This window comes from Mesorhizobium sp. LEGMi-168a, from assembly GCF_058312955.1.
In genome coordinates, this window is the sequence record NZ_JBZEGV010000024.1 from 51219 (window position 1) to 72463 (window position 21245).

The 21245-nt window shown below is 57.5% G+C and carries 18 protein-coding genes; 10 read left to right on the plus strand and 8 right to left on the minus strand.

Features of this window, described 5'->3' with window-relative positions:
• Positions 1 to 118 precede the first annotated feature (118 nt).
• From AC4FWB_RS25665 to AC4FWB_RS25685, 5 genes are all read left to right on the plus strand, one after another.
• Positions 119 to 664, plus strand: coding sequence for a copper chaperone (locus AC4FWB_RS25665; RefSeq protein WP_491029077.1), 546 nt, complete (start codon positions 119 to 121; stop codon positions 662 to 664).
• A gap of 134 nt (positions 665 to 798) precedes the next feature.
• Positions 799 to 1176: a hypothetical protein gene (locus AC4FWB_RS25670; protein ID WP_491029031.1), complete on the plus strand. Its 378-nt coding sequence runs from the start codon at positions 799 to 801 to the stop codon at positions 1174 to 1176.
• Positions 1176 to 3839, plus strand: a complete 2664-nt coding sequence (locus AC4FWB_RS25675) for a caspase family protein (RefSeq protein WP_491029032.1) — start codon at positions 1176 to 1178, stop codon at positions 3837 to 3839. Before AC4FWB_RS25670 ends, AC4FWB_RS25675 begins: the two co-directional genes overlap by 1 nt.
• A gap of 114 nt (positions 3840 to 3953) precedes the next feature.
• Positions 3954 to 4634: a hypothetical protein gene (locus AC4FWB_RS25680; RefSeq protein ID WP_491029033.1), complete on the plus strand. Its 681-nt coding sequence runs from the start codon at positions 3954 to 3956 to the stop codon at positions 4632 to 4634.
• A gap of 434 nt (positions 4635 to 5068) precedes the next feature.
• The gene (locus tag AC4FWB_RS25685; RefSeq protein WP_491029034.1) at positions 5069 to 6682 is read left to right on the plus strand and encodes a WD40/YVTN/BNR-like repeat-containing protein; all 1614 of its coding nucleotides are present in this window, start codon (positions 5069 to 5071) and stop codon (positions 6680 to 6682) included.
• Positions 6683 to 6856: 174 nt separating this feature from the next.
• Here the strand turns inward: AC4FWB_RS25685 and AC4FWB_RS25690 are convergent, their stop codons facing one another.
• Entirely contained in the window at positions 6857 to 8584 is a 1728-nt protein-coding gene (locus AC4FWB_RS25690; protein WP_491029035.1) for a hypothetical protein, read from the minus strand.
• 136 nt (positions 8585 to 8720) lie between these two features.
• Positions 8721 to 9179: a hypothetical protein gene (locus tag AC4FWB_RS25695; RefSeq protein WP_491029036.1), complete on the minus strand. Its 459-nt coding sequence runs from the start codon at positions 9177 to 9179 to the stop codon at positions 8721 to 8723.
• Positions 9180 to 9676: 497 nt separating this feature from the next.
• Here AC4FWB_RS25695 and AC4FWB_RS25700 point away from each other — a divergent pair, with 497 nt between their 5' ends.
• The 5 genes from AC4FWB_RS25700 to AC4FWB_RS25720 all read left to right on the plus strand — a co-directional run bounded on the left by AC4FWB_RS25700 (position 9677) and on the right by AC4FWB_RS25720 (position 16236).
• On the plus strand, positions 9677 to 11008 hold the full coding sequence (locus AC4FWB_RS25700) for a ferritin-like domain-containing protein (RefSeq protein WP_491029037.1): 1332 nt from the start codon (positions 9677 to 9679) through the stop codon (positions 11006 to 11008).
• 56 nt (positions 11009 to 11064) lie between these two features.
• Complete coding sequence (locus AC4FWB_RS25705) at positions 11065 to 12558, plus strand: LodA/GoxA family CTQ-dependent oxidase (protein WP_491029038.1); 1494 nt, start codon at positions 11065 to 11067, stop codon at positions 12556 to 12558.
• Between the two features lie 30 nt (positions 12559 to 12588).
• The gene (locus tag AC4FWB_RS25710; protein WP_491029039.1) at positions 12589 to 13671 is read left to right on the plus strand and encodes an NAD(P)/FAD-dependent oxidoreductase; all 1083 of its coding nucleotides are present in this window, start codon (positions 12589 to 12591) and stop codon (positions 13669 to 13671) included.
• 342 nt (positions 13672 to 14013) lie between these two features.
• A complete protein-coding gene (locus AC4FWB_RS25715) occupies positions 14014 to 14190 on the plus strand; it encodes a ubiquitination-like system serine protease family protein (protein ID WP_491029040.1) in 177 nt (58 codons plus the stop codon).
• A 1089-nt stretch (positions 14191 to 15279) separates the two neighbouring features.
• Positions 15280 to 16236, plus strand: coding sequence for a glycosyltransferase family 2 protein (locus tag AC4FWB_RS25720; protein ID WP_491029041.1), 957 nt, complete (start codon positions 15280 to 15282; stop codon positions 16234 to 16236).
• 651 nt (positions 16237 to 16887) lie between these two features.
• On the opposite strand, the gene AC4FWB_RS25725 is transcribed toward AC4FWB_RS25720, so the two are convergent.
• The 6 genes from AC4FWB_RS25725 to AC4FWB_RS25750 all read right to left on the minus strand — a co-directional run bounded on the left by AC4FWB_RS25725 (position 16888) and on the right by AC4FWB_RS25750 (position 20907).
• On the minus strand, positions 16888 to 17223 hold the full coding sequence (locus AC4FWB_RS25725) for a 4a-hydroxytetrahydrobiopterin dehydratase (RefSeq protein ID WP_491029042.1): 336 nt from the start codon (positions 17221 to 17223) through the stop codon (positions 16888 to 16890).
• A 45-nt stretch (positions 17224 to 17268) separates the two neighbouring features.
• On the minus strand, positions 17269 to 17424 hold the full coding sequence (locus AC4FWB_RS25730) for a hypothetical protein (RefSeq protein WP_491029043.1): 156 nt from the start codon (positions 17422 to 17424) through the stop codon (positions 17269 to 17271).
• Positions 17425 to 17462: 38 nt separating this feature from the next.
• Entirely contained in the window at positions 17463 to 18191 is a 729-nt protein-coding gene (locus AC4FWB_RS25735; RefSeq protein WP_491029044.1) for an SAM hydrolase/SAM-dependent halogenase family protein, read from the minus strand.
• Positions 18188 to 19123, minus strand: a complete 936-nt coding sequence (locus AC4FWB_RS25740; RefSeq protein WP_491029045.1) for an oxygenase MpaB family protein — start codon at positions 19121 to 19123, stop codon at positions 18188 to 18190. Before AC4FWB_RS25740 ends, AC4FWB_RS25735 begins: the two co-directional genes overlap by 4 nt.
• A 141-nt stretch (positions 19124 to 19264) precedes the next feature.
• Positions 19265 to 20356 (minus strand): CapA family protein, encoded by a 1092-nt coding sequence (locus tag AC4FWB_RS25745; protein ID WP_491029046.1) that lies wholly within the window; start codon positions 20354 to 20356, stop codon positions 19265 to 19267.
• A gap of 92 nt (positions 20357 to 20448) precedes the next feature.
• On the minus strand, positions 20449 to 20907 hold the full coding sequence (locus AC4FWB_RS25750; protein ID WP_491029047.1) for a YbhB/YbcL family Raf kinase inhibitor-like protein: 459 nt from the start codon (positions 20905 to 20907) through the stop codon (positions 20449 to 20451).
• Positions 20908 to 21245 lie beyond the last annotated feature (338 nt).

Genomic DNA, 21245 nt, shown 5'->3' on the forward strand with positions numbered 1-21245 from the left:
GTCGTTGCCACTCCTGTGCACAGGGTCGCTCTCCTCTAGCTTTGCCCAAAGCGCTGACAGGATCGAATTCACGGTCGAAACCCTTGGTTGGCGGGTACTCGCCGGCAATGCCGCGCTCATGGTGTTGGCAATGATGACGCCGACGCTCGCAGGGCCACTTCTGCACTTATGGTACCGTTCCCTGACACGACATCGTTGGCAAGCGATCCTTGCATTCGTGGCTGGCTACCTATGCGTCTGGACTGCCGTTTGCGTGATCCTCAGGCTGTTGGCTCTTGCGCTTCGCGACCTGTTGGCGTCGGAATTGCTCCTGATCACTGCGGTCTCCTTGGTAGCGCTCATATGGCAGATCAGTCCTGCACGGGCGAGATGCGTGAGCCGATGTCACCTGCGCCCACGGCTCTCCGTATTCGGCACGGCCGCTCTCATGGATCCATTCCTATTTGGATCGAGCTTGGCCGGCTGGTGCATAGCAAGCTGCTGGACTCTGATGCTCCTGCCGCTGTGCGTGCCCAACGCGCACGTACCATTGATGGTTGGTATCACCGTTCTGGTGGCTTTCGAGCGAACCTCATGGCCGAAGCCGGTCCGAACTAGTGCGCTGGCTCGGCTGAGAAGGCGGTTCACGCTGTCATTTCATCTGGAGACCAGACATGCTCATTAGCATTCCCGTCTACGACTGGGCGGTCAATCTGAGAGATCCTGCGTGAGGCCGCGGCACCGCCGGGGGAAAGCGCGTTACGGGCTGCTGATATCAGTTGCGAGATGCTATGTCTTACCGCGCAGGTGGAGCGCGGAATGAAAGGGGCCGACATGAGTACGCCGTTACCAAATGATTTCTTCACCATCCAAAGCATGCTGACGTTGAGTGGGGCTACCGGTGCTACCTTCGTCATCTGTAACGGCCTGCAGCAGGCGTTTAACTTCAATCCCAGATGGCTTGGGTTGCTGGTCGCCCAACTCATCGTTGTTGCAGGTGTGACCGCATCCGGCGGCGATGGGCTCATTGCCTACCTCGTTGGCGCGATCAACGGCTTCTTGGTGTACTGCTCGGCGGCAGGCGCAACGAGCACACTCGGCCAAGGCGGTCCGCCGGCTATCGCACGCGGGGAGGTCGCGGCGCGCGATAGTCAAAGTTCCAGCAATCGGCGCCGTTTCCTTTCATCCTGGTTCTGATGCGTACGACGGCTGCCGAATTCGGCCGGACCATCCGAGTCATTTCGGTAGGCGTTGGTGCCGTTCCAGATAATTGGCTACCGAAGCTCGAGTCCCCCGAGAACGACGCAGAGGCGATTGCTCGATCTCTCAAGGACCCAGGTGGTTGTGCGGTGCCGGACGAGTTGGTCGACCCGCCACTGATCGGTATGGTCGCAACGAGCGGAGCCGTGCGCGATCGGCTGAAAGCCGTGATTGACCAGAGCGGACCAAGCGACACGATCCTCTTCTATTTCGCTGGTCACGGGGTGGAAACGGAGGACGACTTCTATCTTTGCACAACCGAGGCCGACCCGAATGATCTCAGCAGAACCGCGATTTCGGGGACAGACCTTGGGGGCCTGATTGATGCTGCAAACTGTCGCGGGGTGCTCGCAATACTAGACTGCTGCAACAGTGCCGCGGTGGTCGAGCATGCGCCTGCAGCATTCACGAAGCTGCGCACGGGGGAGTTTCGCATCCTGTTGTCCTCGGCGCGGGCCGGACAGAAATCTTGGGAAACAGCCGACGGAAAGGGAACCCTTTTTGGCCGCACGCTCGTCGAGATTCTTGATGGTGCCATAGTCGTCGGTCACGGGGATGGCGCGATCTATTTCTCAGACTTGATCCAAGGATTGGAAACTGGGATCGCTGAAAAGCGATTGGAGTTACCCGACCTCCCCCAACAGGATATGGTTTTCGCTGGATCGTACATCAGCGACCCGCTTGTCCTCGTGATGCGTGGCCAGACGCTTGACGCAGTTCGGTTTGCGACTGCCCGTTACTCCCCCCGACAATTGAGGCGCATGGTTCGCGCTAGTGCAGTGTCCATCGTGGGGGCAATTTGCTTTGTCTTGATAGCTTGGTATGGCTTACTCGACGCTACCCAATACGTGGTTGAGGAGGGCGGGCACCTCGTCGCGTACAGTGGACATCCACGCTTTTCTCTCCCCGGGTACCCCAACCCGCTCTGGAATTTTTCCTACGGTTCGGAACGCCTCGCCGGTGGAGCGAATAATCTGCCGATCATTACGCCGCTCGGAAAGCCTGTCACGCCTCTAGTAGAGGCGCACTTTGATCGGCTTCAACTGGCAGCGCAGAGCGCCGATGCGGGCGACCGGTCTGGGGCTCGCACATCAACGATGGATATTTTCAACGACCGCAAAGTTCCATTCGAGACCCGATTTGGAGCCCGGCTTCTCTTTACCGAGGTTGCTATCGTCGATGACGTCCCGCTGTTGAAGACATGGACCCACGACGACCGGTCCGAGATCCGCCTGGCTGCGTTGCGGGCGTTGTTACGCCTTTCACCAAAGGTTGGCGCAACCCTCGCATACCTCGACGTTCGAGGGCTCGGCACGGCATTTGCCCACGACGATGTTCTGCGCCGATTGGATGTGCCCTGCACCCCGGAAATTGAGAGCTATTTGAAAGCCCTTGCGGGCGCGAAAAAAGGACTGGCCTCCGTGTCGCTTGTTCTCGATGCTGCCGTCCGCACTGGCTGCCGGCTCGATGAGGGCGCCATAACCGCGATGGTCGGGAGGCTGCAACTGTCTGAGGCAAGCGCCTTGGCGGGGTTTATCCAATGGAGGAAGGCCCTCAAACCGGATGATGATCGGGGCGGCACCAAACAGCTGAAGCCGGATGATCCAAGCGACTGGCGCTGGATACTGCTCCAGGCCTATCTCCCCGACGCGCCATGCGATCCGCTTTGGGCTGATGTGCTAGCCCATCCTCAACCGCTATCCCTCGTCCCGGCATTACTGGCCACTGCTCGTCACTGCCCAGGCACGAATTTGATGATCAAGTGGAACAATATTCAGAGGTTCATACAGGTCGCGCTACAACAGGACGGGAAACCGTCTCAACAGTTCACAAATCTCTTTGGTGATGGACATGTCGATCTGGGGTCATTTTTGCCTCTCATCGCAATCGTCGTGAAGCCGGACCTCAAAAATGTGAGCGCTGTCGCTGCACTTACTGTCGATCCCCGTCAGCGAGCGGCTCTCTTGGATTTGCTGGTTGCTTGGGGTGACGACACTGAATTCTTTGGGAACCACCTCGATGCAAACGATATCGACCTGCGGCGCGCTTATGTTGAGCACGAGCGTCGGAGCAATGGCAAGATAGTAGCTGCTTTGGTTGATCGGATCGGCCGGAGCGATATCTTTTATACGAGCTTGCTTGGTAGGGTTCCACTTCAGACAGCGACGAAGGAACAGGTCGCCGCGATGTTGAAAGGGACCCCTGAGCAACGGCGAGCGGCAGCCTGTGTGCTTGCGATGCAGGCCCCGACCGCCGAGGTAATACCGCTACTAACAAGCGTCGAAGCCGACATCCGCTCGGACGCTGCGGACTGTGCCCCTTTTAACGCATCCATTGCCGAGATTGCAGCCACTCTCCCACAGAAGCATGATCAGTTTCCCATTGAAGGCTTCAGCTCAATCCAAGAGCAGGCCCGGCAAAAGGCAGCTTTCATAACTCAGCTCGCTGCGATCCCACCAAACCTGCGAGCTTGGCGAATTGAGCTTGCAGATGTCACCCCCGGGTTGTTTGGGCTTTGGGGCCGCGGCATGCGAGACTGGTTGGCAGAACAGCGTTTTCAGAGCAGGCTGGCAGCGGGACTTACGAGGCAGATACCCTAAGTCCGAGCGCGCACCCGTGGCCTTTCTCTCGACTCTGATAGTGCTGGATGATCAGGGCGATGGTCTACCACAGGTAACTTGGCTGACTGCGAGCGCATATGTTTTGATATGGTCATGGATCTAGAAAAGAAGGCGAGATTGGAGAGGCAACTTGGCCTGTTATTCGAAACCGCTAAACGCTCGCTCCTCGTCGTGGAAGAGCTTTCACTTCAGATCAAGCAAGAACTCCATGGCTTCGAGAGTGACATCAACGAAGGTAAAGATATCGGAAAGCGAGCAGTCGCTCCGCTAGTTCGTGCCGTTTCATTTGTCGACTTCTCCTATCGATTTCTCGAATGCTTTCGATTTATGCCATTCATCAGTAAGCGTGCTCCAGAGATGCGAGCGTTGGAGACTGCTCTGAAGACGGTCGAGCCGGCTCGCCACTATCTCGAGCACATGCGAGGAGAGTTCGCCGACAACGTTGAGATCGACTATCCACTCCTCGGCGCATTCAGTTGGGCCAATGGCATGACCGCCTACACCCTTTCGCTTAGCCAACCTGGCTCGCCTTCCGTGCCGACCATTGTTCTAGACACGTGCACCATGAAATGGGTGTCGGAACACGTCTTTATCGTGAAGCACGCCTATGTCGACCTTGATAGCATTCCGATAGCAATGCGATCAGCGATGGAGTGGCTCCTAACGCTCATTCAAGCCAGTGACCCAAGTCATATGGAATTGAAATGGGGAAACACCTTTGCTGTTCGCGCCGCGTTTTCGCTCACGATGCAGGAAGATCAAAAATCGGAATAAATACCGGAATGTGCTTAGCAACTCTGGTTCGTTCCGCCTCTTTCATGCTTTCAGACCCGGCGTGGCTATCCGCGAATGAATCGGCTGCAACATCTGCATCACCGGTTACAACACAATGTCACTCCCACGCTGCGCGCAGAATTCCATCGTCATGGGGGAATGGCACAAGGGCCGGCATCCCGAGCGCATACAGGCCAAGGGTAACTTGCAACGGGCTCAACGTTGCGATTGCGTCAACTGTCCGATTGGACAGGTGACGTATTTCAGGCGCGCTGCAACTATTCTGACAACAGCCGGGGGGATTGCGCATGATTGCCGCTCATGTCGTCCACGCAGCGCAAGAACAGCAACGCTGTCGTCAATCTCAGCGGACTCCGTTCCTTTCAACACAAAGCTGGAACCGATTAGGTAACCACTTTGCTCGGAGAAGATAAATGGCCTTTGATTGGCGTCCTACGAACGCTCCGCTCCAGACACGCTATGATGATATTTGGTTCATAACACCGGAGACCGGCTGGGGCGTGAACAGTGCGGGTCAAATCGTACATACCGAAGATGCCGGCGCGACTTGGACGGTTCAGCACACTGTCGACGCCGACACTTGGCTTCGTTGCATGAGCTTTACCAGCGCGACCGACGGTTGGGTAGGCTCAATCACGCGACGGCAGCGCTTGTGGAAGACAGAGGACGGTAAGACCTGGATCGATATGACCAATCGGCTACCGCCACTACCTAGCGCGATTTGTGGGATATCCTCGCCATCCAAGGGCGTGGTTTTTGCCTCCGGTACGCAATATCCAAATCGCGAGGCAGCAGTCATGCATACGACCGATGGCGGCCAGACTTGGAATTCGATCTCCATGGCAGCGCACGCCAACTTGCTGATCGATACCTATTTTGTCGACGATCTGCGCGGCTGGGTGGTCGGCGGCAAGGGGGGAACAACTTACGACCAGTTGAAGCCAGTAGTCATGTTCACCTCCGATGGTGGCAAGACGTGGGAAAACAAACTCGAGAATTCCGGAATCGACTTCCCAACGGGCGAATGGGGTTGGAAGATCCAGTTCCTCAATCCACAAGTCGGGTTCGTGTCACTTGAAAATGACGCCGCCGCGGCCATTTTGAAGACCACCGACGGTGGCGAGACCTGGAAGCGCATCACGATCAACGATCCACAGCGGAATGTTGAACTGGAGGGCATCGGCTTTTTTGATGACCAAGTGGGGTGGGTCGGCGGCTGGGGTCACGGGTTCATGTCGGGTAGCCCTGATGGGACGACAAGCGGAACGACAGACGGCGGCGCAACGTGGTTCGACGCCAACGGCGTGGGTCGATTTATCAACCGCTTTCGTTTCACCAAGACAAAGCCGATCGTTGCGTACGCGTCCGGGGGTACGATCTATCGATGTATGCTAAACGCAGATGCAGCAGCCCTGGCTGCCGCGCCGATGGTCGTCGAACCGGCTATCGCACAGGCTTGGGAAAGCCTGGATATTGCAGCCCAGATCCCTGAAGGTGCGAAGCAACTCACGGTCACCGTCTTCGATCCGCGGCAGACATTGGTGAAGGTGGTGGCCAACGAGCAATCACCAAAGCCAGGGTCGCGAACGGTTTCTTGGAATTTCAAAAATGACGACGGTGTAGATGCCGGAACAGGGCATTTTATGTACCGCATTTTCATTGATGGCCAGGTGACAACCGGTATGGCGGTTCGGCCGGCACGCGCCACCCCTGACGAACTCGGATTGCAAGTTCGAGATCTGATCAATCGTTTCGCCTCTCGCGCCAAACGTGCGCATGAGGATCTTGTGCTCCCTAACGAAAAAGGCGAACCCGTGAAGCTCAAGGCGCTGTTTGACTCTCCGGTGGAATTGATGGCGGCGCTTGTCCGTGGCGGCTGGGTCATTCCCGGCGAGCCGGACAGGAGCATGTTTTTGGTCGCGATCATTGGAACCGGCCCCATGCAAGGAGTGATTAGTCAGTCGGACATTCAACTGCTGTCGGATTGGATTACGGCGGGAGCTGCCGTTCCGCTGGCTACAAGCTAAGGCTTGCCACATTCGAGTCTTTATTGCCGAAGTTGGCGACAAGGGGGACTGCCCAAGTTTGGGGCACCAGGTCGGCATAGCCGGCGGCGGCCTAGCTGGAAAAGTGTGAGCGCCGGTCCGTTGGCGCCCACATCAAAACGTGCTTGGGGGTTCAACTGCCTACTTGATCTCAAGTCAGAATAAGGGATTCAACGCTTTGTACACGTGGCTTACTCCGGTCTGGTTGCTTCTATGGCAGGAGAAGCAGTTCGATCCCCTATCACCGGCACTTGTTCCTTGCTGGTAGGTTTCCATCGTGCTGTTGGCCAGCATGCTTGTACCCACCTGGTTCGTGGCCGTCGGCGAAGCACCGCCGATCGTCCACGTCGCACCGACGAAGACGTAGTTAGCGCGAACATCACCTGTAGCCAATTGGCTCTGCACGCTGTTGTTGATCGCGATGATCTCGGTGTTTGAGGCAGTGTCGGATCCGTCGATTGGGTTCGGAGAAACGCCGGACACCGCCCCCCAAGTTTTCCAGCGGATGGTGTTGCTCGGCGCAATGCCTGACGGATCATCCCCTGGAACGATATTTCCCGAATCAAATTGGGCCTTTAGGGCGTTGAAAACGTCAGCTGGATTGTCGGCGCTGAATTGCCATGGTCCTGAACTCGGCTGGGCCACGGATTTCGTGTTGCCGGCAGCGTCGAGGTACGTGTAAGCACCCGTCGGCACGTTGTCGATATGCTCAAAAGTCGCCCAGATCATCTCAGGATGGCCCTTTGCGCTGCCGACAATATGCATTCCGACCATGGCAAGCGGAACGGTCTTGTGACCGATCGGCTTCCATTTCTTCGGGTCGGACGTATCAAACGTCGGCACTGTCGCATCCATGGTAATGTATTTTTTTGCGTCGGGTATTGAACTTGCCTCGACCCATGACGTCTTAAGCTCGATGGCCAGCGTCTCTGGTGCGATAATGGTCTTCTGATTTGCTATGGCGAATGCCGCGATCTTGTCCAAATCGCCTTGCGTTACAGGAAATTGCGTTGGTGGTGGACTAATTCCGCCGTTTGCGGCTCCCGTTACCATGTAGGCGAACACGTCGTTGACGGTGGTTACGTAGTAGACCAGCGAATTGTTTTGCGAGATCAGGACACCGTCGCTATTGGCCTGACCAACTTCCGTCTGGATCACGTCGCCCGCGGCGTCAACCAACAAGTCCTTTCCGCCAATACTCAATTTTCGCGCAATGCCGACCTGCGCTCTGTCCACGGCGGGTCCGGCTGCAGCAGCGGGAAGGTTGGGAAACGCCTCGATTTCTTTGCCGCTCGTGTCGAACAAATTGGGCTTAGTTTGTCCGCCAACAACCTCCATGCGTGACAACTCGCTAACTTTACCGCTCAAATCCTGGATCAAAGGTCCTCCCTTTGGTCCTGCAGGTGGTGTGACCACTTCGAATAGATCGCCAGTGTTCGACATAACCACCGGTAGATCGTTGGGGCCATTTTGTGGGGTCCGAATGCTGGCAATGCTTAGGGGCGTCGAGGAGTGCGGGATGAAATTTCTGCGGTTGCCGCTATCGGGCGGCGAAACATCGAAGAATGCGGGCGATTCGAAGACCTTTGCAGTGCCGCCGAAGCGGGCTGTGGTCGGCGATGAGAGAAATAGAAACATCCGCTCAGACCATTGGTAAAAGCTGCAATTCGGCGTATCCGGAAAGTTGACGCTGTCAGCGGGCCCCACTGTGCCGTCAAGGCTAACAGAGCCGGAATCAAACCATGATTTGAACATCGCGGGATCGACGACGCATGTGGGCTTCGCGTCCGCCGGCAGAACCTGCGCGCGAGACTCTCCCAGCGGCAAGAGAGTCCCCACACAAAAGGAAAAAATAGCCGGCAACAAATGCAAGGTATGTCGCATGAGAGAACTCCTCCGGTTGGGCGGGGCTATCCCAAGATATTGTTTCACCAGCCGGCGCCGCCCCAACGTTCTGGCGAGTGCTAATAGGCATTCAATCGAACTCGGCTGTTTTGCAACCGAGTGCCTGGATCTTGAATTACGCGGGTGCTCCGTTCGTTATCCAGGTCGCTACGGTTGCGAGTTGGTCTTTGTTCGCCAGCGTTGCCAGCGGGTCGGAATCAATGTCGGGCATTTGGCTCTGAGCTGAACCGTCAAATGGCGGCTGGCCCGCTAAAGCCAGATACAAATTCGAGGTTTCCGGATGCCCCGGAGTGACAAGCACTCCAACCTGCCCCCAATGAGATGTGTCAAAGTTGACGAAGCCGCCGCGCGTGTCGGTCGGAGGCCTCCGCCAAAATCGTTTATGCGGCGCGCCATTTATGTTTACATCAATGGGGGGCACGAGAGTGTCGAGTAGGTTCTGAATATCGCCGAAGCTGGTCTGCGGCGCACCGGCCAAAAGCGCTTCTTTGGCCTTTGGCCCGGTTATCTTCTTGGTTGATTTGGCCTCTCCCTTGTCGGACTTGCTCGCAGTCTTTCTTGGCTTCTTGGTCATCGGTTGCCTCCTTACGATGGTCGGAATTCTGGTCGCTCAATCATCTGTTCAGCGGATATGCTGCTCTAAATAAGGCGTTGAGATCCCCGGAATTCGAGTGGAACTCGCCGCGGCACCTGGCAATGCAGTTAGTGCAAAGGGAACTTGCTGGATTCTCGCGTGGCATCGATCCCAGTCAACTGTCCGATCGGACAGGTGACGTATTTTAGCGAGCCTGCAACTATCCTTCAGAAGGATGGGGGGCTCGGTATGACAACTGCACGTGTCGTCAATGCGCGGAACAAACTCCTCTACGACTACCGACTGAATGAGGTCTTGCTCCGCCGCTTTGAGTTGCGCTGCCGTTATTTGGAAGCAGCAACGTGAAGCGAGGCAGGCTACGCGACATTAGTTGGGCTAGACATCAGGGTCCTCCCGGACTAAACGTCAAACCGCAACGTCGGCCCAAACATCGAGTTAGCCTGCCAGTTGAGCACGGGCCTGCAACACTCGCCTTTGTGACCGGTAGCCCACAACTTGACCCGCCACCCAGCAGTGCCGAAGAGGAGGCAATAGCGCTGTTGCGGGTTGCGGCGGAAGTTGAAGGGTCGTTGATGGTACAATACCTTTTCAGCGCGTCGTCCCTCCTTGCTGGTGTCGCAATAGAAGTTCCAGGTTTCGACCATCCTATTCAGACCGACGATTGGTACGACCTAATACGCACCATCGCAAAACAAGAAATGGGCCATTTAATCACGGTACAGAACTTGTTGTTAAGCCTGGGCGCCAGACCTCATGTCGACCGAGAAAACCTGCCACTGACTTCGCCGCTGTACCCTTTCCCCTTTAGTCTCCAACCAGTGCGTTTGGCGACCGTAGCAAAATATGTTTGTGCGGAAGCACCTCGCACGGTGGAAGCCGGCGACCAGGCCGTCTTCGATGAAGCTCTCCGTGATGCCGAGATTGCAATCGGCAGTGTTACCAGAGCAGGACTGATCTACGAGCGTTTGTACTATCTGTTTCAGGATGATGATCATCCGCAAGAACCGTGGCTGACGCTGGAGAACCCATTTCCAGACTGGCCGAAATGGCACGTTGACCCGAGCAAGATGGGCTTAAACCAAGACCGCCAAGCAAATCCAACGGAATGGCGTGGACAGGGCGGTGATGAACCTCCCGATACTGCCATATACGTGCTTCAGGTGCAGGATAAACCAACTGCCCGCCAAGCCATCTACTCTGTCGCGCTGCAGGGAGAGGGGCCCGTCGGGGATGCGGGGGTCACGCATTTTGAGAAATTTCTGCGCATATATCGCGAACTTAAAGCGGTGCTTGCCCAGCCCGGCGCGCCAGTCCTGGTACGCAATCAAGCTGATGACCCTCGCACGGGGTTAAGCGGGGTGGCGACAATTACCGAACCAAAAACCCTAGCTTGGGCAGAATTGGCGAACGTGCGTTACCAAATACTCTTGGTGGATATCGCCCAGTCCATGTCATTAGGATCGACCGGAAGCGCGCCGGGGACAACGGCGATGCGCAAAGACTTCTTTTCATGGGCGTTTCGCGAAATGCTGGCTTCCGTGAAGCCAATTTCCGAGGAACTGAGACAAATGCCACTTGGGAGCGATGAGGGAGAAGCTGGATTGATGGCCGGTTTCCCGTTCGAGCTGCCCGAGGAAGATCTGCCGGCGGATGTGAGCGGACAACTCCAGTTCCTTCGCCAGCGCATAGACCGATCTTCGGCAATAAGAGCTCAGATCGAAAGCGGCTTCAATCCAACACCCAAGCAAAAGGGCATTCTAACGGTGATCGGCGCGATAGATACCGCCGTCCACCAAAAGCTTGGATAGCGCCTTGGCGGAACGACCGCGAGCTAGACATTCGTTAGGTATGGGAGGCGAAAGCTATGGGTATAGTCTACAAAATTCATCCGGCTATCGGCGTCGCGCGAATTGGCAATCATCCTGATAAGTTTTTTGTGGGGCCGGAAATTCCAGGGGCTCCTGGCAAGGAGATTGGTGCCGACGGATTGGAAAGTCCCATTGCCCGGTACAAGGAAGGTGGCAGGATCAAAAGGCAGGCAGCGCGCTTCAGAGTGTTTCGATATCAGCAGGATCCCAGTGGCGCCCTGCAACTCGTTGGCGAGGTCACAGCGGACGAGGCGCAAATCGAGTGGCGTGTCGACCTTGTCAACCGAAAGGCTGCCCTCGACCACAACCCTAGTCCTACGCATCCGGCGATGCCGCGGAACACCGACATCACCGACCGCGACAGTCTTGTCATTCGCAATCCGCAACCAGTCAGCATTTCTGGTCGATCACAAGATGCGCAAGCGTTCAATGGGGGATTTTTAGGCGCACCCGTGTACTTGGGTGAGCTAAGAACTGATGGTTTGGGTCGCCTGATGGTGCTAGGAGGGCGGGGCACAAGTGCATCTGTGCCGCCCGGAGAAGATTTGCCGGATTTCGCGAATAATGATCGCTGGCATGATGATGTTTCCGATGGACCAGTCACTGCGGTTGTCACGTTACCCGGTCAGGAACCAGTTGCTGTCCACTATCCGTCGTGGGTCGTCGTTGCACCCCCCGATTTCGCACCTCTGATCAACTCGATAGTGACCCTCTATGACGTCGCATTCCAGGCCGCGGTCGACAAAGGCGCATTGAAACCAGCGCCAAAACCATCATTTCGGCGAAACATCAAGCCACTTATCGAGCGAGCCGCAGATTTGCGCTGGGTCAACCGCTTCAACCGCTGGAGCGATCTTGCTTCACCGGATTGGAGCGCACTTGCCAGCACCGGCGCCGCGTCTGCCGATCTTAGATCAAAGACAGGCAAGAGGCTGCAGGCTCCTGGCTTGAGAGATTTCGTGATGCCGACATTCATGGCCAAGCATGTCGCGCAATGGATTGAAGGCGACTTCATTTCGGATCTCAATGACCCGGATCCTCCCATCAGTTTGCCGGATGAACTCGATCGGGCGGCGCTCGATGCATGCGTTGGAAACAACTTCTTCCCGGGGATCGAGGGGAGTATCAACCTTCGGGACAAAGACATTTATGCCCGCCCGTTCCGATTGGATCCGACGAACCTTGGAAAAGTGTATCCAGGTTGCGTTACCGAAATCATGGCCGTGCCATGGCAAGCTGATTTTCGGGACTGCGACGGGGGTGTCTGGTGGCCGTCCCAACGACCAGACATCGCTATGATCAACGCCAACGACGTTCCGGCCAGCCAAGCCGCATGGGAAGATCCGATACCCGAGGGCGATCATCAAGGTATGGTCGATAACGTCCTGCGATTGGGCTTCATAGTTCCGGAGAAGGCTGGCGGATCGACGGTCTTTGTCGAGGCGGATCGAGATCCGCTTTTCCCTCGTAACCCCCAACTCGTGGGCTAGAACGTGGGCAAGCCGGGCCGCCCGTATCGTATGACGGGTCCGCAGAACCGCCGGCGCAAGATCTACGAGGCCATCGTCCTGGGAAGTGGCCCGGCGGGCGCGGCCACCAGTTTGGCGCTGGCCCGGCGAGGGCTTAATGTGGCGGTGCTGACCGGGCCTCGTCGCCTTGGGCCTTGGGTGGGAGAAACGGTTCCGCCGTCAATCAAGAGACCCCTGGCCCAACTAGACCTGTGGAATAGCTTTGTGGCTGCCAAGCACAGGCCGGCGCCAAGCACTGTGGTTGTTTGGGGCGATGCAAGGCCATATGAGAACGAATTCATCGTCGATCCCTACGGTATGGGCTGGCATCTTGACCGGCGGCGCTTTGACGAGATGGTGATTGAGGCAGCAGGGGTCGCTGGGGTCGAGGTGTATCGTGACGTCGTACCGAAAGGATCTCGCCGCAATAGCCAAGGCCTCTGGGAGATAAGCACCGGCCTGGATAGCGAACCCTTCGCGGCGACCTGGATTGTCGATGCAACAGGTAGGGCAAGTTGGTTTGCTCGGCAGCAAGGAGTAAAACGGCATTTGATTGATCGCATGATCGCGCTTGTCAAATTCGGAACTTTGCTGTCCGCTGATGATCGCACGTACATTGAGGCTTCCGAGTACGGTTGGTGGTATGCGGCCGGCTTGCCCGCCGGCCGACTTGTTCTAGCCTTCTTCACAGACGCAGACTTGGTGGCTCGTCGCCAGAGCGACTGGGAGAACGCGTTGCGTGAAACCAAACTGATATCAGGGTTGGCAGCGGCGGCGCACGACCTCTCACCCGTTCAGGTTATCGGAGCTTCAAGTGGACGGCTCACAAGAACCGTGGGACCAGGTTGGCTATCCGTTGGCGATGCAGCCCGTTGCTTTGATCCCTGCTCAGGACAAGGAATAACTACAGCGCTGGCCGCGGGTGTTGCGGCTGCCGAGGCAGTCCATGCAGAAGGTCTTATAGGCGGTGCGACCGCAGCCGAATATTCACGCCTCGTAGAAGCGGAATTTGAGAAGTTTCGAACCGCTCGGCTCGCTCAATACCGGCGCGAAAGTCGATGGAAAGATAGCGCGTTCTGGCGTCGACGTTCTTAAGACTGACCGCACTCGGCGGCGCAAACGCGCAAAAGCCAGTTTGGTACGCGCTAGACGAAAAAAACAACTTTGGGAGGATCAACATGTCAAACCGGAAACTTGATGGCCCCGACGGCCTGCCACCGATCACACCGTCAGCCACTCACTGCACCGTCTGGACAGGATCATTGCATCGATTACCTCGCGTGTGGATGAGGAGGAGTAGCAATCGCTTCCCGGTCCGAGTGTGCTTTTGGTTTAGCTGCTCGCATTGACACTTTATCCGTGTTGGGGCCGTTCCGAACTTCCGAATAGGCTAGGTCGCGCGATGTAGGTGGTTGGCAAGGACCGATATGGGCGATCTTGAAGTGCCTATGCGGTTGTGGTGACACGATAGACGTCAACCTTATGCGGTCCGGCAGCTCCGTGCGGGAGCTATCCGTGGACAACGGCAAGCCTACCCTTTATCCTTCTTTTAGGTTTCCAAAGACAAAGCAGTGCCCATCTTTGGATACTACGTGGAAGAATCGATTGGGCTGAGCCGCTGTCTCCGCGTCCCAGCGTTAACGCCGGCGCAAGTGCTGATGCATCGTCTGCCGAGCCTTTCCAGCCGCGGCTTTGCTGGCCTTCGGAATTTCAATCCTGACGGGCAGTTCCCACATTCCCGATACGCCTTCCCTGCAAAAGTAGAATGGTGGCAGAATCGACATTCGCGAAGATCGTCTCTACATAGCGCCTCCCATGGCATGGGCTGGGGCGCGTCTGCAAACTTGTGCTACATTTTGTGACACCTATTGTGATACAAACGACGCTGTCGAAATTGAAAAAAACAAGCAAAAACAATGATTTACGTAGACTAACGATCCCAGCCAACGGTACCAAGAATCCCTCGAACTGAACTGAATGAACAAAGCATTTTTTTCATCTAGATTCGGAACTTTCGCCCACAGGTTCGCCACCATACGAGATTCATACGAAAGATATGGGCTGGCTAACCATCCGCTAAGCCATTGGTTTTCCTTGGAAGCCTCACCCCCTACGGGACTCGAGGACAAGGTGCATTTCCATGCGTTGCAGCTCATCAGGGCGCTGCGGTGAACATTGCCGGGCGTCGGCACGGAATTGAGCCTCGGAGACGACGAGAGCAGCCTAGTCAAGGCAACCCGCTGCGCAACGCAACCGGGCCGGCCATCGCATCACCGAAAAGAAACCGAGCCCTCGCAAGATGAACCCTCGCCTGCCTTGACTACTCTGTTTTCCAATCAGGAGCTGAGCCCGATTGGTGCCGGGGGGCATTTTTCCTTCCTTTGACAAACGCTCAGTCGCTTTCGAGAAATTCCGCCAGCATGAGCGGAATGAATTCCGGTTCCGACTCGACTCACCATAAGTGTGATTGCAAAGCATTGGTTCGATGTCCCGCGTATCAGAAAAGGACGGGCTGCTCGCCGGACGCTTGTGACGGGCTCTTGATCATATAATGCATCTATAACGTGAATTGTTTATATCCAAACAATCAATTTTACGGATCGAAGCCGATCCGGCATTAAGTCCGGCACCCCCAATCGAAGAGGCGTTGCCAGGCCTTATTAGGAGGTTCAACCCACCCAGCTTGGGCTGCTGCATGGAACAATGCCCATCCATATGATTTGCAAGCAGGGAGACTTCGGTGCTTCGGTGCCCAGGCAATACCGCGCTGCCGTGACCGTGTCGAAAGCGCCTTTAATTTCTGTGATTGTGACGACCTACAATTGGCCAGAAGCGTTGTGCTTGACCTTGCAATCGCTCTCCAGCCAGACGGATCGTCGCTTCGAGATTATTGTTGCCGATGACGGATCCGGCCTAGCCACATCCGAAGTGATCGCGGCCTACGCTAGCTTGGCGCGGCTCCCAGTCATGCATGTATGGCAAGAGGATATTGGCTTCCGTCGTAGCGCAGTACTCAACAAGGCCATGGCTAAAGCGCGCGGTGTCTACCTAATTTTCGTCGACGGGGACTGCATCCTCCAACCGGACTTCGTTTCGCGGCATCGCGCTTTGGCCGAGTCTAATCGCCTAGTCACTGGAGGCCGCATTTTGCTTGGGCGCAAGCTTAGCAGGACGCTCCTGGTCAAGGGCGAGTGGAATTATCATGCCTTCCGCCGCAGCGTTCTGTGGTATCGGCTCACCGGTGAAATCTCCAAGCTCACCGCACTCTTCGTGCGCATGCCCTTGAGTCACCTGCGGGACTATCGGTCATTTGTTTCGCGGCGAATAAAAGGTTGCAATCTCGCCTGCTGGAAAGACGATGCAGTTGCGGTCGGCGGCTTCGACGAAGGCTTTGTAGGCTGGGGCTCAGAGGACATCGACTTCGTCTTTCGACTACAGGACAAGGGTGTAATCCGGCGGTCGGGCAGCTGGGCTACAGAAGTCCTGCATATTTGGCATGCGCCAGCAGATTCGAGCCGCGCCGAAGGGAACGAAAAAATCGTCCGTGACAGGATCAAAGCTGCACGGCACCGCGGACAGGGCCGTTCAGACGCCGAACTGAGCATTGAGCTTCGCTGGAGGCGAACCAGAAGGCGGGGAGGTGCGTCTCACATCACGTAGGGCCTCGTTCCAGAGATGCAGTGTGAGCGTCTCCTCGCTCAGTATCGACTCGATCGAACTGGCCGGCTCATAGAGCGCGCGCGCTTGGGTAAAGTGCAGCGGATTTGTGGTGGACCATCTCTCTGCGCGGCTCTGCGCGAGGCTGGCCTTAAACATGCTGGGCCCTCGCGGTATTACCGATCATCGCCAGGTCAGCGAACCTTATGCATTCATACGATGTAGTCAGAAAGATGCATGCGGCGACGGCGACTACATTGTTCGAACCATTTCAACAGCGTAGGAATCTGACGGTATGAATGACGGTATGAGAGCCTAGAGAGAAAATTTTTTGATAATAAAATCAGACAATTATCATTTGAGTTAATGATCGAGTGGGAGTAGGGAAAACGGCGGCAATAGCGTAGTTTCGGCGGCGATTTTCGCCGTCGTATAAACTGGTTTCGTGCCGGTATCCGACCTCCGCTGAGCTGGCATTCTCCATGTGGCAAGTCTGATCTGCGACCACGTCCCTCAGGAAGTAAAATCCTTTCAAATGGGGGAGGGCTATTGCGTAGAACAGCGTGCACAAAGGCGTCTGCTTCGCGCGCTGACCGGCCAATCATGACTGCGAACTTTTGGACCCGTTCCGGTTGTTGGGTACCGAGTGCCTCTCTACGAACCGGCGAGCAGGTTGATCTTCGCGGCCATGATGAAGTCGTTCTCGTGCAATCCCTTGATCTTGTGCGTCTGCAGCGAGATTGCCGCATAACCCCAGCCGAAGCAGATGTCGGGATGATGCCCTTCTTCTTCCGCCAATCGGGCAACTTTGTCGATGAAGCTGAGCGATTGACGGAAGTCCGCAAATTTGAATTTACGGCGCAGCAGGTGCGCCTCCTCCAGTTCCCAGCCAGGGGTCTGGGGCAGGTAGCCCTCGGCTGCCTCCTTGGTTAGCGGCGCGACGCCGCCGCGGCAGGGCGTACAGGTTTTCTGAGCAATACCATTGGTCATGACAACCTCCCTTCTTGCTCATTCCGGGCGTAGCGATTGCGTTTTTCACCTCACCCGGTATTTGCTCGCATAGTGCTTGGCCAGAACCTTGCGAATCTGCTCGGCAAGGCGCTTGTTGCCGGTCGTCGCCCGCGCCTTGTTATCACCCTTTTGCAGCTTCGGCAGATCGGCGCCCGGGCCTCGTTTCGCTGATTTGCGCATCGCAATAGATCAACGCTGTGACGAACAACCGGTTTCGTTCAAAGGACGATCTCCACGGGACTGCCGATCGCGAGACCGAGCTCGCCGTCGGCGCGCCCTTGATTGACGGCAATCTCGGCAAGCCCGTTCGAGTTCTCGTACCAAAAAGCCGAGCCTGGCGGCTGATCGCTGAAGGTCGTCGCGGCCTCCAGCACACGATCTGCTGCGCCGAGCCTCGCGCCTGCCGGCAGCTTGGCCGCCCTCAGGCCGGTCATGGCATTGCCGAAATGGTCGATATAGATGATCTCGGCAAGGTCCTCCGGCCAGTCTCTACGGCGATCTGCTTCATCCAGGCGCGGCCTGCCGGGCGGTCGCTCACCGCGTGCCAGCATGGCCGCGACCGGGGCAAACAGGTCACGCCCGTGGAAGCTGGCAGACAGGCGCTCCGGCTTCCAGTCGATATCCCAGCTGAGCGTGTCGGCCGCGCGGCGCTGGATCAGCTCGAACAGGCCGTTGCCGGGGCCGACATACCAGCGACCGTCGGCCTCGACGATGACGGACGGGCGCGTCCCTCCGACGCCTGGATCGACGACACAGAGAAAGACGGTTCCCGCAGGAAACCACTCCGCGTAGACCGCCAGCAGGTAGGCCGACGCCTTGGGATTGCCAACCGGCGCATCGGAGAAGAGGTCGATCGCGGGGATGCCCGGCGCCATTTGATGCAATACGGCCTTCATCTGACCCGTGTAGGGGCCGTGCAATCCGAAATCCGTGAACAAGACAATCATGGACGGGTGCCGACTGCGCTGCGATGGACATACAAATAGTCGGCCGGAAGGCGCATCCGCCGGCAGGCCTGAACGGCCGGGTTGGTTTCCATGACGAGGCGATCCGCCAAAGCCCCTGCCTGCCGCACTACCTGGGCTTCCCAAGTGTGCAAGCCGTGCCCAGTGAGCCTCAACTGCGCCTGCACCCGACAAGGCACCAGATCGACGGCCGCCGCTACCAGCAGGTGCTGTGCCGGCCTCAGCGGCAGCGGCAGGATAGGCGCCGAACGCATGATCGAGAGGAATTCGAACACGATGGCCGAGCGCTCCAGCCGTCCGGCTGTCGCATGGAACAGCGCTTCAAGCTCGGCTTCCGATACAGGTGCGCCTGTTGCGCCGAAAAGGCGCGCGGCCGGAACGCCCTCGGCATAACAGCGGTCGCGCTCCGATGCGGAGAGCTGCTGCACATAGACGTGATACGCTTGGACAAAGCCGTACGCCGCCGTGGCCTGAACCCAGTTCAGAAGGTCGGGGTCATTGGCGCAATACGTCTCGCCTGACAATGTCACGCCTTCAACCCGATCGTGTATCCGCCGAACGCCGGCGATCATGGCCTCGGCCATTGTGCGGGGACCGTAGACAGTTACCATTGCAGCGAGCCCCGTGCTGTGCAGCCGCCGAATTGGATCCAAGCGGAAAGACGTATGCTCCCATACGCCAGAGCGCACGCGCGGTTCTGCAAGCTCCAAGATCACGGCGGCGACACCGCCGATGAACAGCGAAAGCGGGTTCTTGAACACGCGCCACGACATGGAGTCCGGCGATACCAGTCCGGCCTCGCCGATCGGTCGCGAGAAATCGATGTGAGGCCGGTCGCCAGGTTGCAGCACCGCCCGCGTCACCGCCTCCAAGAGGCTTTGCAACGGCCAAGACAGGATGATCGGTGTGGTCATGGCAACGAGCGCCATCACAAGAAACGCGTGCTCCCAAGCAGCGAAGTTGGGCCGCTGGACGCACCTGGCGAAACTACGGCCACTTTCTGCGGAGCTCGATTGCGCAGCGTAGCTCAATTGGATGACCGTGCCCACCACAGTTCACATTGTCGGCCAGGACAGCGCAAGCCTCCCTCCCGGCGCAGTTCCAACGCGGGTGCCAAACTGGCGGCTTTCTCGATCCAGGGTCTGCTGCAACCAGGCAACGTCCCCGTTCGCTGCCTGGATGAGTTGGAAGCGGCGGATCTGGAGGGGCACCAGTTCGAGCGCGGCCAGATTCCTTCCAGGACCAAGGTCAGCGATATACATCAGGGCGAGGTCGGACCGGAATTCCCTGTGGCCTTTGATGCCTTCATAGTCATTCAGGAAGTCACCGCAGCCATAGAGAATAAGGCGGTTCTTATACACTTCGATGGATTTGGCATGATGCGATGAATGGCCATGAACGATGGATATGTCGGCCCTGTCGATCAGTTCGTGGGCGAACCACCTTTGCTCCTCGGCGATGTCATAGCCCCAGTTTGGTCCCCAATGAAGGGAGACCACGACCACATCATTTTCTCGTCGGACATCGGCCACCAGATCGGCGATCGCTGCGACGGTCGCATCGGAAAGCGCAGGTAGAAAGTTCACTCCGGCTCGATCATGCGTCGCCGCCCAATGTCGGGGGACGCCGCTTGTTTGCGAGGCGAACGAAAAGACAAGTACGCGCCCCGCACCGGTGTCTGCCAAAATCGCCGGGGCGCTCGCTTGGGCGGTATTGCGCCCCGCTCCCGCGGTCTTGATTCGCAAACGCTCGAGCGTCGCCAGGGTCTCCAGCAGCCCAGCGCGCCCCCAATCAAGAACGTGATTGTTAGCGAGCACGCAGCAGTCGACCCCCGCGGCGACGAGGCAGCCGGCGTTCTCTGGGCTCATCCTGTAGTTGATGCCTTTGGCGACATAGGCGTCGCAGCGCGTAATGCTGGTTTCGAGATTTATGATGCTGGCATCCGGCCGCGCCCGCTTCAATTCTTGCAGCGCTGCGCCCCAGATGTAGGGCAAGTCGACGGGCGTCGGTATCGGCTGGTTCGCCATCCGGACATAGTCGATGGCCGATTGCACATAGCGCTCATGAAGACGAGGGTCACACGGATATGGAAGCGCCTGGTCTATGCCTCGCCCTATCATCACGTCGCCACAGAGAAAGATCCGCATGACGCGTATCGGCCGGGGCCATTGCGATCAGTGATGTCGCTGATGACCCGCAGGCCTTCCTCAACTTGCCAGAGTTCATACGAGCGAAGACCTCATCGCTCATACACTCCGACGAGAACCGCCTCGGCGAGGAGATGCTTGCGCGCTTCTCGTTCGACCCCCTGACACGATAGGTCGTTGCCGAGCGGCAGGTGATCGATCGACAGCGCAAGCAGCCGGAAGTGATAGTGGTGTGGGCCGTGGCGATGCGGTGGGCAGGGACCCCCGTAGCCCGGTCGCCGGAAATCGTTGGTTGCCTGCTTGAAGCCTTGCTTGCCGGCGTGCTGGGCAGCGCCTTCGGCCAGCTCTACACAATCGGCCGCAATGTCATAGGCCGCCCAGTGATGCCAGATCCCCGCCGGAGCGTCAGGATCATCGCAGAGAAGGACAAAGCTGCGGGTTCCTGCCGGAACGCCGGACCAGCCGAGCGGCGGGGAAAGGTCCTGACCGTCGCAAGTGAAACGCCGCGGGATCGTCGTACCGTTCGCAAAGCTGTTTGAAGTGAGCTGCATGGATCGCCTCTGACGCTATTGCCGCGCCACGCAGCACTCGTCGCCAAACGCCAGATGCCAGTCAGAACTGGTAGCAGGCGCGGGCATCGCCTTGAGGCTGCATTCCGACGCGAGCTTCACCTTTGATCGAGCGTAAGGATAAGCGCTCCATCGAAAATGTACGAGACAATATTCAATTCCAGTTCCTCGCCCTGCCGTCCCGTTCAAGCGCCGAGCGGCACAGATCGTAGCCAGTGACGGTAAGGCTGTGATACCATTGCACAAGTTGCGCCGCCGTTGGCGATTGCCACGCCCGCGCAGCCTGACGACTGTGCAGTGCTAATCGGGTCGCGGGTCTC

What these genes read in the sequence shown, in the direction of transcription:
- AC4FWB_RS25705 (WP_491029038.1), top strand. Translation starts at nt 11,065, where the DNA reads ATGGGTATAGTCTACAAAATTCATCCGGCTATCGGCGTCGCGCGAATT.
- AC4FWB_RS25750 (WP_491029047.1), bottom strand. Translation starts at nt 20,907, where the DNA reads ATGCAGCTCACTTCAAACAGCTTTGCGAACGGTACGACGATCCCGCGG.
- AC4FWB_RS25665 (WP_491029077.1), top strand. Translation starts at nt 119, where the DNA reads ATGGTGTTGGCAATGATGACGCCGACGCTCGCAGGGCCACTTCTGCAC.
- AC4FWB_RS25670 (WP_491029031.1), top strand. Translation starts at nt 799, where the DNA reads ATGAAAGGGGCCGACATGAGTACGCCGTTACCAAATGATTTCTTCACC.
- AC4FWB_RS25675 (WP_491029032.1), top strand. Translation starts at nt 1,176, where the DNA reads ATGCGTACGACGGCTGCCGAATTCGGCCGGACCATCCGAGTCATTTCG.
- AC4FWB_RS25690 (WP_491029035.1), bottom strand. Translation starts at nt 8,584, where the DNA reads ATGCGACATACCTTGCATTTGTTGCCGGCTATTTTTTCCTTTTGTGTG.
- AC4FWB_RS25735 (WP_491029044.1), bottom strand. Translation starts at nt 18,191, where the DNA reads ATGATTGTCTTGTTCACGGATTTCGGATTGCACGGCCCCTACACGGGT.
- AC4FWB_RS25695 (WP_491029036.1), bottom strand. Translation starts at nt 9,179, where the DNA reads ATGACCAAGAAGCCAAGAAAGACTGCGAGCAAGTCCGACAAGGGAGAG.
- AC4FWB_RS25730 (WP_491029043.1), bottom strand. Translation starts at nt 17,424, where the DNA reads ATGCGCAAATCAGCGAAACGAGGCCCGGGCGCCGATCTGCCGAAGCTG.
- AC4FWB_RS25745 (WP_491029046.1), bottom strand. Translation starts at nt 20,356, where the DNA reads ATGCGGATCTTTCTCTGTGGCGACGTGATGATAGGGCGAGGCATAGAC.
- AC4FWB_RS25710 (WP_491029039.1), top strand. Translation starts at nt 12,589, where the DNA reads ATGACGGGTCCGCAGAACCGCCGGCGCAAGATCTACGAGGCCATCGTC.
- AC4FWB_RS25720 (WP_491029041.1), top strand. Translation starts at nt 15,280, where the DNA reads ATGCCCATCCATATGATTTGCAAGCAGGGAGACTTCGGTGCTTCGGTG.
- AC4FWB_RS25680 (WP_491029033.1), top strand. Translation starts at nt 3,954, where the DNA reads ATGGATCTAGAAAAGAAGGCGAGATTGGAGAGGCAACTTGGCCTGTTA.
- AC4FWB_RS25685 (WP_491029034.1), top strand. Translation starts at nt 5,069, where the DNA reads ATGGCCTTTGATTGGCGTCCTACGAACGCTCCGCTCCAGACACGCTAT.
- AC4FWB_RS25740 (WP_491029045.1), bottom strand. Translation starts at nt 19,123, where the DNA reads ATGACCACACCGATCATCCTGTCTTGGCCGTTGCAAAGCCTCTTGGAG.
- AC4FWB_RS25725 (WP_491029042.1), bottom strand. Translation starts at nt 17,223, where the DNA reads ATGACCAATGGTATTGCTCAGAAAACCTGTACGCCCTGCCGCGGCGGC.